Here is a 12,773-nt window from a genome sequence, read left to right as displayed (position 1 = left end):
TGCCGTTATTAATTAGATCCAAACTTTTCTGGATGATTTATCATATAATTCAAAAGTTTTCCAATTTCTTCACTTTTCAATTGTAACGCTTCTCTCTTTTGCGCATCTATATAGTGGCAAGCGAATGCAAAGTCTAACCACAATTGGGTTTCAGAATTTTCACTGTCAGCATCAGTTAATTTGCTTTTGAAATGCTTTTCATATGGCCTTTTCCTATAAGCTTCAGCAATCGCCGAACATACCGCTCTACTCGATCGCACCATTTGCGATGTTAGCATAAACTGCTCTGAATTGGGAAAGCCTTTGGTTAGATGAAAAATTTCCATCGCTAAATCAAATCCTTTTTGATATGCCAATAGCTTTTTAAAACTCATTTTGTTTAGTAGTTTTTTCAGTTAGCAGTCCTCAGTCTTCAGTATTCAGTCCTCAGTCCTCAGTTTTCAGTATTCAGTTTACCGGGTTAATTTAAATTTAATATTACTGTTCATATTGCGTACTGCCAACTGTATACTTCTTACTGCCTACTATTTACTGCCAACTGTTTTACTGTTTACTGCCTACTGTTTACTGCCTACTGCCTACTGAATTTTGCAAATCCGCAATCTGAATAGGCGGTTTTTCCAATCCATTCATAATTTCTGGTCTTTTACTATATAGCAATTGAATGATGCGATGTGGCGCCAATACGTAACTTTTATTGACAGGTTGATTCCATCTTTGTAAAGTTTGCTTTGAGAAATAACCCCCTTCTGTAAATTCGCCTCCCGACGTTACTTCATCAATTTTTAGTGACAAAGCATAGGATTCTAAAGGCACATCTTTTGCTGCAATACTTTCTAAAATCGTATGTGTAATCAGGTTTTCGTCTTTAGCAAATACGTTATGGAAAGGTCCTAAATCAATACGTTTGATGTGTTTTGGTTTGATATCTTTTAATTTTCTGTCAATCCCGTAGGCCATCACATCCAGATTCATTTCTCTATCTGCAGTGGTCTTTAGCACTTCATACACTAATTCTTTTACGGCGTCTATAGTACTGCCTTCAAAATCGAAATACATATAGCACACAAACGGACGGTTACAACCCACATCAAAGAAACTCCAACTGGTCATAAATGCACCTTCTGAACCTTCGGGTGCTTTAATGATTTTACCCTGAACAAACCGATTGAAAATAAATTTTTGTTCTACAGAGGTGTAATACATAATTGAAGCCGCTTGGAACAATTTAGTTCGGCTAACGGGTTCTTTTTTTCTCAATAACGAATCTAAAAACTCTTCTTGAAGTTCGCTGACATCTTTAAGTTTATTGACGTAGTTCTCCTTTAAGGACAGGTCGTTAAATAGATAACGGAACTCTAAATAGTTTGGAAAACCAGACTCTGTTAAATCCACTTTCATATTCTCCTCTTCGTCATACATGTATTTGACCCGCATGGCTTCAATGGAATACAACAACAAATCAGCATATTGTTTAAAGAAAATAATTTCTTGCGTGGTACACAACTGATTGTGTTGAGCAGTTACAATTAATTCCTTCAAAGCAAAATCGACCATTTTATGATAGAATACATACTGCGACTTAGAATCGAGGTAGGCAGAATCTAATGGTGTTACAATGTGATTTATGGACACTTTAGTAGGGTTAAAATGAGTATTGAAAGTTAAGTAATAGAAGCCTGAATTGCATCTTCAATCCTGAGCTGCGTTAAGGGTTGGAGCGGCATCCTTTTTTCTATTTCAGAAAAAAGATACAGCGGAAAACCTGACCACGCTTTTTTGCGTGGGAACGCCCAAATTAAACCAGCAACCATTCCTGCTTTACTTTTAAGATAACAGCTCGTCGCCTGAATTTTCAGATTTAGGCGTTGGTTTGCCAGGCTCCGGAGTTCCTGAAGGTTTAGTAGCATCCGCTTTATAGTAATCTTCAAAAATCTCTTTCATGTCGATGCCATAACGCTCAGCAAAATTCTTTTGGATATCACTATCCTTAGCGCGAATTTCTTGCAATGCTTCAGCATAACTGCTGTACACACCTTGCATCACTTTTTCGTGCACCGGAATGTTTTCCATCATTTCCTGACGCGCTTTAGCACTTGCAGTATGCATTGAAGCTAAAGTTTCACCAATATGCTCATCGGTCTTTACTCCCAAATGTTCTAAAATAGCGGCAAATTCCTGATCGGTACGCGCTTTTAAAGCTACCACATAACCGTCATAATATTTCAGACGCTCTTCTGTATCACTTTTTAATTTGGCACGGTGTGTTTGTAAATTACTACGTAAAGAAGTCAATACTTTTATGGTCAGATTATGCTTGTGTACAAAACTGTCTTTACTGGCTGCCAGCGTGGTGTAGGCGTTTTTAAGACCTTCCAACTCCTCAATTTTTTGTTCTAGGGTTGTTACTTTCCCTACGGCTTGGGCGTAATCAGCGGATTGTTTATCTACAATTTCTTCCAACTCCTGACGTGCCTGTCTCAACAACGCATAATTTTCATCAAGCTTTCCTTCTACTTCCTTTTTCTTTTCTAAGGCGCGGGTATGATTTTTAGTCGCTTCCACAATAGCGACTTGAAGTTTTTCCTCAACTTCTTTTATTTCAACTTCTCTATTTTTTAAGCGAGAAACTGCAGCTTGACTTTTAAATGATAATTCGCTTAACAAGGTTTGTACATCGGCACTTTCAATACGCTCCTGAAACATTGCCTTGGCTTTATTATCAGCGCCGGCACGTACTTTTTCTGCTTCTTTAAATTCTTGTTCCTCTTTTTGAATTCTACTTTTACGACCCCATAGGTTGTTCCACCAGGTATCTGGTTTATTACGAGCGTCCTCCAATTCAATACGGGCACGTTCTAAAGCTTTCTGAGCCTCATCAATAACGCGTTGTTCATCGGGATTTAGGGAAGAGAATTTTTCGAATATGATACCAACTTCATCCTGATAATCAGTTAAATCCTTAATGGCATCCAACAAGGTTGTTCTATCTTTTTCGGCCATATGCACGACATCATCCAAGGTAGCATTGAGAATTTTTTGACGCGATTGCGGATCATCTTCTTGAGCCAATTTAGATTTCATCGTATCAATTGCTTTTCCCCAATTGACATCTACTTTTCCTGTTTTTTCGTTGGAATTGGTTTCTAATAAATCAAAATCATCAGACATATGGTAATTTGTTTTAGTGCGTTGGACATATTTTAGTAAGTAGCAATTTCGTTAAAAAATATGGGTTTCAAAATTATTACTCCTTTAATTATTAGTAGTGATTTTACAAATATGTTACACACTTCTTAAATATCTTTGAAAGTCAGTATCTTTAAGCAAACAAAAACTTATAAAATGAAACGACTATTCCCTATCGCCATTATGGCAATCCTTTTAACGGTCAGCTGTAAAGACAGCACTGAAAAAGTTGTAGAAATGGCATCTGAAACGGCGAATGATATGCACAAAACTACTGCGGTGGATTCCGTAAGTGTCATCCCCATTGAACATGCATCATTGATTTTAGCTTATAAGGATGTGGTTATTTACGTAGATCCTGTTGGCGGAGCTGAAGCATTTGTTGATCAAGAAAAGCCAGATTACATATTGATTACAGATATTCACGGCGATCATTTAGATGTCAATACCTTACAAGGAATGACTTTAGACTCGACCATACTTGTCGTCCCTCAAGCTGTAAAAGATAAATTACCCAAGCTTAACGTTAATGAAATTGTTGTAATGCATAATGGTGATACTAAAGATTTTAAGAATTACTCTATTGAAGCGATCCCGATGTACAATTTGAGACCAGAATCCTTAAAATTTCATGAAAAAGGAAGAGGAAATGGTTATGTGCTATCTTTAGGGGAACAGCGAATTTACATTTCTGGAGACACTGAAGATATTCCGGAGATGCGACAACTTAAAAATATCGATATCGCTTTTGTATGCATGAATTTACCTTATACGATGACCGTTGAAAGTGCGGCAAGTGCCGTGCTGGACTTCAAACCCAAAAAAGTGTATCCATATCACTTTAGAGGTACTGATGGTATGAGCGATGTGAAGCAATTTAAAGCATTGGTAAATAAAGAAAATTCTGACATTGAAGTGGTTCAAATAGAGTGGTATAAGTAATCGTTAAACAAACAATCCTGACGATTAAAAACACTTTTATTTCATAAAGTTTTTAAGATGAAACAGTTAGTCAATTAATTAATAGTGTATATTTGGTCATCAAAGCAAATCGAATTACATTAAAATCATGCCTGCTATCCAATATATTATCAATCGTCCGTTGCTGGTAAGCACAGAACAACTTACCGTTGTCCTTCTTATTACTGCTGCTGTATTCTTGTTTTTTATTGCCATAGCAGTGATTAAGATGTACAAATTAAAAGCGGAAAATAAACGCCTGACAGAGAGTGATGCTTTTAAAGCAGAAGTAGATGAAGGCTATAAAGATTTCACGGAAGGTCATTTGTATGATAATAAGTAAGCACTATAAATAATTATTTTGATACTACGTTGTCCATTAAAGAAGTAAGACCGCTGCGCTTCTAGAATCAAGAACAAAGACTTGTTGCAACTAATTGACAAGCAATGTCAATTTAATTTAAATTCACCCAAACACTCTCGGTAGAAATAGTTTCTAAAAAGCAAAGTGTCATTTTTTAAATGTATTGTCTCTTGCTTAAAATTGGTTTGTTAGTTTGTTTTTTATTTTACTGGACACTAATGATTTTGATACTCCTACATAAAATAAATGCCGCTCATTGAGCGGCATTTTTAATTAGCGAACTAATTTTTTATACTTAATTCGTTTTGGTGTCAAATCGCCACCCAAACGTTTTTTCTTATTTTCTTCGTATTCACTAAAACTACCTTCAAAGAAATAGACTTGCGAATAGCCTTCAAATGCTAGAATATGCGTACAAATTCTATCTAAGAACCATCTGTCGTGACTTATCACTACCGCACAACCAGCAAAGTTTTCAAGACCCTCTTCCAAAGCGCGTAATGTATTAACATCCAAGTCGTTAGTAGGCTCATCTAAAAGCAATACGTTACCTTCTTCCCTTAGCGTCATCGCTAAATGCAAACGGTTACGTTCACCACCAGAAAGCAATTTTACTTTTTTGTTTTGCTCACTTCCCGAGAAATTGAATCGGCTTAAGTAAGCTCTTGAATTGACCTGTTTGCCACCCATCAGAATTAACTCTTGCTCATCGCTAAAGTTTTGCCAGATTGATTTTTCAGGATCAATATTGGAATGTTTTTGATCTACATAAGCCAATTTTGCAGTTTCCCCTACTACAAATTCGCCTTTATCTGGCTTTTCCTCACCCATAATCATTTTGAAAATGGTGGTTTTACCAGCACCATTCGGACCGATCACACCAACAATTCCTGCCTGAGGCAAGTTGAAATTTAAATCTTCATAAAGCAATTTATCTTCAAAACCTTTACTAACACCAACCGCTTCAATAACATTAGTTCCCAAACGCGGACCATTAGGAATGTAAATCTCTAATTTTTCGTCAAGTTGTTTCTGATCTTGATTCATCAATTTGTCGTAGTTGTTCAAACGCGCTTTTTGCTTGGTTTGACGACCTTTAGCTCCTTGACGTACCCAATCCAACTCACGTTCCAATGTTTTTTGACGTTTGGAAGCTGTTTTACTTTCTTGCGCCATACGGGTCGATTTTTGCTCAAGCCAAGACGAATAGTTTCCTTTCCACGGAATCCCCTCACCTCTATCTAATTCTAAAATCCAACCTGCCACGTTATCCAAGAAGTATCTATCGTGGGTTACGGCAATGATTGTTCCTTTATATTGTGATAAATGTTGCTCTAACCAATGCACAGACTCAGCGTCCAAGTGGTTGGTAGGCTCATCTAAAAGTAGCACATCTGGCTCTTGCAATAATAGTCTACATAATGCTACTCGGCGACGCTCACCACCGGAAAGGACACCAATTTTCTTATCGCCATCTGGAGTTCTTAAAGCATCCATGGCTATTTCCAACTTGGTATCTAATTCCCACGCATCAGAAGCGTCAATTTTATCTTGTAATTCTGCTTGACGGTTCATCAACTTCTCCATCTTGTCCGGATCAGAATAGACTTCTTCCAAACCAAACATATCGTTGATTTTGTTGTACTCATCAAGAATAGCAACGGTTTCAGCAGCACCTTCACGCACCACTTCCATCACTGTTTTATCATCATCTAATTGTGGCTCTTGCTCTAAGAATCCTACAGAATAATCCTGAAGAAACGTGACGTCTCCTTGATAGTTTTTATCCTGTCCTGCAATAATTTTTAAAAGTGTAGATTTTCCTGAACCGTTAAGTCCTAAAATTCCAATTTTAGCTCCATAGAAGAAGCTCAAGTGAATATTTTTCAACACCGGTGTATCTGCACCTTTAAAAGTCTTTGTAAGACCTCGCATCGAAAAAATTATTTTTTTGTCGTCGCTCATTTCTAAAATAAGTTAGTAGTTAATATGTAATTAGGCTTTTATGGCCTAAATGTTTGGTAGGGATTGAAACTAGTAATGTTAAACCCGTCCCTTCAGTGCGTTGAATACCCAAGCGATGGCAAAGAAGCCAATACCCACTGATGCAAAACCGTATCCAGCGACATCATCATATCTGAATGCGCCAAGAGCGATTAATGCAACTCCAACTATAATCATGATTGTTGTGGCCCAAGCCAACACCGTATTTTTATTCATTGACATAAATCTTCATTTTTATGGGAATTACAAATATCGATTATTTTAACATAAAAATGCTCTTAAAGTGGGATTTTAAAAGGATTTTTATAAAAAACCGATCTTCATTAAAGTTATAATTATTAAATGCTTTCTAGCGTACTAAAAATTACATTTATTTAAAATAATAGCTATTTAACTGTGTATCCCATAATTTCAACAACGTAATTTTACCAACTCTTAAATTAACTTTTTATTATCCGGAATCGTGCTACTAATAACATGCAAGACCTTAAATTTGCCGCTTATTTTTCTCAGCATTAAAATTTAATAGGACATGAATAAAGCTTTATTAGCCTTAGCTATTGGTGGGTTCGGAATAGGACTAACGGAATTTGTCATCATGGGTATTTTACCAGATGTAGCTAATGCGTTTAACATTAGCATTCCCGAAGCTGGACATTTCATTTCAGCCTACGCTCTAGGCGTCGTCGTTGGTGCTCCAATCCTAACCGGATTTGGAAGCAAGTGGCCTGCTAACAAGGTTTTATTGGTACTCATGTTGTGGTTTACCGTGTTTAATACACTTTCAGCTTTTGCGACAGGATATAATTCCTTTATGGTATTACGATTTTTATCAGGATTACCTCACGGTGCATTTTTTGGAATTGGCGCTGTTGTAGCTGGTAAATTATCCAAAAAAGGTAAAGAGGCACAGGGCATCGCCATTATGTTTAGCGGATTGACCTTTGCGAACCTTTTAGGTGTACCATTAGGCACGTATTTGGGTAAAAATCTCGATTGGAGCATGTCTTTCCTATTAGTTGGTGTTGTGGGTGTGGCTGCCGTTTTAGGCGTTAAATTTTGGATGCCTTTATTAGAGAAATCGTCAGAAACTAAATTTTTAAGCGAATTAAAAATATTTAAACGCTTAGAGCTTTGGCTCATCATATTACTAACAACCATTGGCACTGGCGGATTTTTCGCATGGTACAGCTATATCTCACCTTTAATAACTGAAGTGGCCGGACATGCTGACAATGTGGTGGCCTACGCCATGGTACTGGCGGGATTGGGAATGGTGATTGGTAATTTTGTCGGCGCCAAACTTACGGAGAAATTTTCGCCATTGTATACTGTAACGCTAGTACTGGTATTAATGGCCATATGTTTGTCCATAAACGCCTTAATCGCCAGTGATAAAGTTATGGTCTTAGTAATGACGTTTATCATTGGTATCGTGACGTTCTCCATTTCTACACCTATACAGATGCTGATCATAAAAGCATCAAAGGGTTCAGAAACACTAGGTTCTTCATTAAATCAAAGTGCTTTTAATATTGGAAATGCTTCCGGTGCTTATTTTGCAGGGTTGCCTATCGCTATGGGTTATGGGTATACCTCTGCGGATTGGGTTGGTGCGGCCATGGCTGGAACGGGAGTTTTGATTGCGATTGGCATAGTCCTGTTAAAGAAAAGTAAGTCCAAAAAAGTAGCACTGTCATCAGCGCGCATTCCGGAATAAGCCATCATTATTATTAATGCTACTATCGCATTTTATCCAATAAATCGCTTAATAATTGCGCTTCATCTTCAGTGATGTTTTTGACCAAATCGTCATTAAAATCGCCCGAAATAGAGCCCAATAAGGTCTTACCTAACTCTGTGATTTCAATAAGAACGACACGCCTATCATCAGAGGATGGTGACCTTTTTATCAGGTCTTTGGCATGTAACTTATCCATTAACCGTGTGGCATTTGGAGAACGATCAATCATCCGGTCTTTAATACTCTGTACTTTTAAAGGCTCATTGGCTCCCTTTAAAATTTTTAGGATATTATACTGTTGCGGCGAGATTCCAAAAGGTTTAAAAAATTCATTCTGAAAATTTGTAATCCAATTTGCCGTGTACAGGACATTAATCATTGCCTTAATTTTGGCATTGGAAAATTTAGAATTCAGCTCTTTTGATAAATCACCCATGCTTCAGTAGATACTATATAATTGTTATTTGGATCTTTATATATCAGTCTTTGTGCCTTTCAATTCACTCTTAAAAATCGCATCATGGAAAGCGTTAACAGCTTCTAATAATTCAGAATTCAAGCTGCTATTGGTCACTTTACCCTCATTAAAATTCTCTTTAAAATTTGGTAATGAAAACGTTGCTACAATTTCTGCGTTATGCCTTGGAAACCGATCTTTCGCAATTGCCAAAACAGAGGCTCCCCCTCTACCTCCTGGTGACGCCGCCATCAATAACATGGGTTTGCCCATAAAGGTCTTTTGCTCAGCACGAGACATCCAATCAAATAGGTTTTTAAACGCGGTGGAATAGGCACCATTGTGTTCTGCAAGTGATAAGATAATCCCATCTGCATTTCTAATCTGATTCAGAAAATTATGAGCATTCTCAGGGATTCCTATTTTCTTTTCAAGATCTACTCCAAATAGTGGCAATTCAAAATCATTAAGGTCTAAAATAGTAGTTTCTACCTCGTCAACTAATCCGGCAGCATAGGTAGCCAACTGTTTGTTTATGGACTCTGAACTGTTACTTCCTGCGAATGCGATGATATGCTTCATATTATTTTGCTATTTTTTTGTTGTAAATATAAGAAACCACCAACAAAACTAAGGCTATAATTGCAGCCATTTGCTCGCCATCACCAATCATATAATGCGCAAAAAATGCTAAGACAAAAGCAAAGAAATACCCTGCATATGCCCATTCTTTAACTACTTTTAAACTGACACTCCACAAGGCAATCAGACCTAACAATTTAATAACAGCATAGGGATAAATGAGATAGGTTGGATAGCCAAAACTGATGAACATTTTTGAAACTTCATCATAGTTAAAAAAGTACATTCCTGCTGAAAACAGTAGTAGGGCAGTTAACAATCCTGTGGACGCGTAATAAATTATTTTGTTAGTCTTCATAATGTTTTATATTATTTCAAGATGCAAATATAGACTAAAAATATTTATTTACCTAGGAATATATTACCTAGGTTACTTAATAGGAGAATTATTTAGGTATAAGCCCATCTCCTTCTTTTATATAACTTTTAAAGTTCGTATTTTAGCGACAACTAAAACATTTGTAATGGACCTTAACTTCAATAAAAACGAAGATCACAACAAACTCTTGCTCTCTGCTTTACGTCAACGCCTTGCCAAAGTAAAATTAGGTGGCGGACAAAAAGGCATCGATAAACATCATGAAAAAGGTAAAATGACCGCTCGCGAGCGCATAAATTATCTTTTAGACCCTAAAGCGAAATCGATTGAAATTGCCGCTTTTGCTGGGGAAGGTATGTATGAAGAACACGGAGGCTGTCCGTCTGGTGGTGTTGTCATAAAAATGGGTTATGTTAGAGGCGTACAGTGTTTAGTGGTGGCTAATGATGCCACTGTTAAGGCAGGCGCTTGGTTTCCTATTACGGCAAAGAAAAATTTAAGGGCTCAGGAAATTGCTATTGAAAACCGATTACCAATCATTTATTTAGTAGATTCTGCAGGTGTTTATCTACCAATGCAAGATGAAATTTTCCCTGATAAAGAACACTTCGGACGTATTTTTAGAAATAACGCCATTATGAGCAGCATGGGCATAACTCAAATTTCTGCGGTCATGGGCAGTTGCGTTGCCGGTGGTGCGTATTTACCAATCATGAGCGATGAAGCCTTAATTGTTGATAAAACGGGAAGTATTTTTCTTGCAGGAAGTTATTTGGTGAAGGCGGCTATTGGTGAAACTATTGATAACGAAACTTTGGGTGGTGCCACTACCCATTGCGAAATTTCTGGGGTAACAGATTATAAAGCCAAAGATGATAAAGACGCTTTAGATACCATTAAAAATATCATGGACAAGATTGGCGATTATGACAAAGCGGGTTTTAACCGCGCTAAAGCCATCAAGCCAAAGGAAAATCCTGAAGACATTTACGGAATTCTTCCAAAAAGTCGTGCGGAACAGTACGATATGTATGAGATTATCAAACGCTTGGTTGATAATTCAGAATATGATGAATATAAAGCAGGCTACGGACAAACCATCATAACCGCTTATGCCCGAATTGACGGCTGGGCCGTGGGAATTGTCGCCAATCAGCGTCAACTCGTAAAAACTGCCAAAGGCGAAATGCAATTTGGTGGTGTGATTTATAACGACTCCGCTGACAAAGCCACGCGATTTATAGCGAATTGTAATCAGAAAAAAATTCCGTTAGTTTTTTTACAAGACGTGACCGGTTTTATGGTGGGCAGTAAAAGTGAACACGGTGGAATAATTAAGGATGGCGCTAAAATGGTAAACGCGGTAAGCAACTCGGTGGTTCCAAAATTCACCATTATCATTGGCAACAGTTACGGTGCTGGTAATTACGCCATGTGTGGCAAAGCTTATGATCCACGATTGATTGCGGCATGGCCAAGTGCAGAATTAGCCGTAATGAGTGGCAATAGTGCCGCTAAAGTTTTGCTGCAAATTGAAACCGCCTCGCTTAAAAAGAAAGGTAAAACCATCACTAAAGAGCAGGAAGACGAACTTTTCAAAAAAATAAAAGACCGTTATGATGATCAAGTATCTCCTTATTACGCGGCGGCTCGCATTTGGACGGACGGTATCATTGATCCTTTAGATACACGAACTTGGATCAGTATGGGTATTGAAGCCGCCAACCATGCTCCTGTTGAAAAGAAATTCAATATGGGGGTACTCCAGGTGTAATGGAGGCTACAAAACCTAAGCAATCATTATACATTATCCTATTACTCATATTAGCAGGGGAAGCCATTTTTGTGCTTCCCTTTGTTTTAGCCCGAATTTTTAGACCTACATTTCTGGAGGTCTTTGACATCAATAATTTTGAACTTGGCAGTTGCTTCTCTGTGTACGGTGTTGTTGCACTACTCTCCTACTTTTTTGGCGGTTCATTAGCCGACAAATATGCGCCAAGAACTTTGATGGCTGTTGCCTTGTTTATGACTGCATTGGGCGGATTTTACATGGCAACCTTTCCGTCCTATAACACCCTGAAAATACTTTACGGTTACTATGGTTTTACGACCATTTTCTTGTTTTGGGCCCCTATGATTAAAGCTACCCGAGTTTGGGGCGGACAAAGTAAACAAGGATTAGCTTTCGGATTTTTAGATGGCGGCAGAGGACTTGTAGCAGCCAGTTTTGGCTCATTAGGCGTCTTGGTTTTTTCTTATATGCTGACGGTTGACGTGTCTTCAGCCTCACTATTAGAGCGGCAAAACGCTTTTAAGTATGTGATTTGGATCTCCTCTGGAATGGTGACACTGATTGGAATCTTAGTGTTTTATTTCCTTAAACCGTTATCGGACAATCTTGAATCAGCAAGTTCTCCGCATAAGGTTTATTCTTTAGAAAATTTTAAAGCAGTTTTAAAATATCCATCCGTATGGTTGATGATGCTGATCATTTTATGCGCTTATGTAGGCTATAAAGTGACCGATATTTTTAGTCTGTACGCCAAGGATGTTTTAAAATTTGATGCCGTCAAATCGGCCCAAATTGGCACTTACCTACTCTATGTACGCCCTGTTACTGGCGTTGCCATAGGCTTTTTGGCTGATAGAACACGCGCTTCTTTATGGATCATTATCGGATTTGTTATCATGCTACTGAGCAGTTTGTTATTTGCGTCAGGCATAATTTCAGATGCTACCATTGGCCTTTTTGTCATTTCAATAATTTTCATGGCCATTGGAGTGTATGCCACCCGAGTGCTCTATTTTGCCATAATGGAAGAAGCCAATTTGCCACTAGTCATCACTGGCACTGCTGTCGGATTTATTTCAGTAGTGGGCTATACTCCTGATATTTTTGCTGGTCCATTGATCGGCTTACTGTTAGATAATTCGCCGGGAGAATTAGGACATCAGCATGTATTTTTAGGAATGGCCGCTTTTTCAGTGATTGGTTTCGCCGCGGCTTTGGCATTCTCGGTAGTGACCAGAAAAAAAAATAGATTCGCTGAATCAGTGCGGTGATTTTACCGTTCTTTTTTTGAAATTTTAG

The 12,773-nt window shown here is 37.9% G+C and carries 13 protein-coding genes; 5 read left to right on the top strand and 8 right to left on the bottom strand.

The genetic code is table 11. The features are described from left to right. Positions 1–8 precede the first annotated feature (8 nt). The 3 genes from ES711_RS02935 to ES711_RS02925 all read right to left on the bottom strand — a co-directional run bounded on the left by ES711_RS02935 (position 9) and on the right by ES711_RS02925 (position 3,171). Positions 9–374 (bottom strand): four helix bundle protein, encoded by a 366-nt coding sequence (locus ES711_RS02935; RefSeq protein ID WP_146889677.1) that lies wholly within the window; start codon positions 372–374, stop codon positions 9–11. A 190-nt stretch (positions 375–564) separates the two neighbouring features. After that, complete coding sequence (locus ES711_RS02930) at positions 565–1,635, bottom strand: hypothetical protein (RefSeq protein ID WP_146889674.1); 1,071 nt, start codon at positions 1,633–1,635, stop codon at positions 565–567. A 192-nt stretch (positions 1,636–1,827) separates the two neighbouring features. Then, a complete protein-coding gene (locus tag ES711_RS02925; RefSeq protein WP_146889671.1) occupies positions 1,828–3,171 on the bottom strand; it encodes a coiled-coil domain-containing protein in 1,344 nt (447 codons plus the stop codon). A gap of 174 nt (positions 3,172–3,345) precedes the next feature. On the opposite strand from ES711_RS02925, the gene ES711_RS02920 reads away from it, so the two are divergent. Continuing rightward, positions 3,346–4,131 (top strand): MBL fold metallo-hydrolase, encoded by a 786-nt coding sequence (locus ES711_RS02920; RefSeq protein WP_146889668.1) that lies wholly within the window; start codon positions 3,346–3,348, stop codon positions 4,129–4,131. Positions 4,132–4,258: 127 nt separating this feature from the next. Then, the gene (locus ES711_RS02915; protein WP_146889666.1) at positions 4,259–4,492 is read left to right on the top strand and encodes a hypothetical protein; all 234 of its coding nucleotides are present in this window, start codon (positions 4,259–4,261) and stop codon (positions 4,490–4,492) included. 294 nt (positions 4,493–4,786) lie between these two features. Here the strand turns inward: ES711_RS02915 and ettA are convergent, their stop codons facing one another. Continuing rightward, entirely contained in the window at positions 4,787–6,478 is a 1,692-nt protein-coding gene (gene ettA / locus ES711_RS02910; protein ID WP_146889663.1) for an energy-dependent translational throttle protein EttA, read from the bottom strand. Positions 6,479–6,556: 78 nt separating this feature from the next. After that, positions 6,557–6,739, bottom strand: coding sequence for a CAL67264 family membrane protein (locus ES711_RS02905; protein WP_066435655.1), 183 nt, complete (start codon positions 6,737–6,739; stop codon positions 6,557–6,559). A gap of 310 nt (positions 6,740–7,049) precedes the next feature. On the opposite strand from ES711_RS02905, the gene ES711_RS02900 reads away from it, so the two are divergent. Then, a complete protein-coding gene (locus ES711_RS02900) occupies positions 7,050–8,237 on the top strand; it encodes an MFS transporter (RefSeq protein WP_146889660.1) in 1,188 nt (395 codons plus the stop codon). 22 nt (positions 8,238–8,259) lie between these two features. Here the strand turns inward: ES711_RS02900 and ES711_RS02895 are convergent, their stop codons facing one another. The 3 genes from ES711_RS02895 to ES711_RS02885 are packed head-to-tail and all read right to left on the bottom strand — an operon-like array spanning position 8,260 to position 9,658. Next, positions 8,260–8,697: a MarR family winged helix-turn-helix transcriptional regulator gene (locus tag ES711_RS02895; protein ID WP_146889657.1), complete on the bottom strand. Its 438-nt coding sequence runs from the start codon at positions 8,695–8,697 to the stop codon at positions 8,260–8,262. A gap of 36 nt (positions 8,698–8,733) precedes the next feature. Next, complete coding sequence (locus tag ES711_RS02890; RefSeq protein WP_146889654.1) at positions 8,734–9,300, bottom strand: NADPH-dependent FMN reductase; 567 nt, start codon at positions 9,298–9,300, stop codon at positions 8,734–8,736. A gap of 1 nt (position 9,301) precedes the next feature. After that, positions 9,302–9,658, bottom strand: a complete 357-nt coding sequence (locus tag ES711_RS02885; protein ID WP_146889651.1) for a DoxX family protein — start codon at positions 9,656–9,658, stop codon at positions 9,302–9,304. Between the two features lie 166 nt (positions 9,659–9,824). Between ES711_RS02885 and ES711_RS02880 the strand changes: the two genes are divergently transcribed. Both ES711_RS02880 and ES711_RS02875 read left to right on the top strand, forming a co-directional pair. After that, a complete protein-coding gene (locus ES711_RS02880; protein ID WP_146889648.1) occupies positions 9,825–11,453 on the top strand; it encodes an acyl-CoA carboxylase subunit beta in 1,629 nt (542 codons plus the stop codon). Further along, positions 11,453–12,745, top strand: a complete 1,293-nt coding sequence (locus ES711_RS02875) for an MFS transporter (protein ID WP_146889645.1) — start codon at positions 11,453–11,455, stop codon at positions 12,743–12,745. Before ES711_RS02880 ends, ES711_RS02875 begins: the two co-directional genes overlap by 1 nt. Positions 12,746–12,773 lie beyond the last annotated feature (28 nt).

It is taken from the genome of Gelidibacter salicanalis, from assembly GCF_007997285.1.
Taxonomy (GTDB): Bacteria; Bacteroidota; Bacteroidia; order Flavobacteriales; family Flavobacteriaceae; genus Gelidibacter; species Gelidibacter salicanalis.
The sequence above is the reverse complement of the archived record's forward strand: the minus strand, read 5'-3'. Positions and strand labels throughout refer to the sequence as shown.